The 363-nt window shown below is 39.9% G+C and carries 1 pseudogene; it reads left to right on the forward strand.

Going from position 1 to position 363, the window contains the following annotated elements:
* Positions 1-300, forward strand: a pseudogene (locus ACFINC_RS10515) (hypothetical protein); the annotation flags it as partial.
* Between the last annotated feature and the right edge of the window lie 63 nt (positions 301-363).

The raw sequence follows: 363 nt of genomic DNA on the forward strand, positions 1-363 counted from the left end.
GGTTCTTATGATGAAAGTTTTACGGCAGGCGAGAAGCTTGGCTTTGATGAAACCGTTGAAAAAGTTCATTTGGAACGCGCGATGGTGATGGCTCAAGAGGTAAAGGAGGCAGGAGAATTCAGTTACGATGTGCTGGAACAGCTTGTAAAGATCTGTTCCATAGAAGTGAATGACACTCAAATTTTCAGAGTGAGAAATCCTTATTTATGTCATCAAAAACGAGATTTGTATCAAAAAATAGTCCAAGAGAAAAAACAAGAATTAAGGCAACAAGGATACGGCAACAAGGATACGTTGTGAGTGATGAACCACGCGTCATAGAATCAGAGGGGTAAAACATGCTCCTGATATTACCACTATCAA

This window comes from Bartonella sp. AP58NXGY, from assembly GCF_042195785.1.
In the GTDB taxonomy this organism is placed as follows: Bacteria; Pseudomonadota; Alphaproteobacteria; order Rhizobiales; family Rhizobiaceae; genus Bartonella.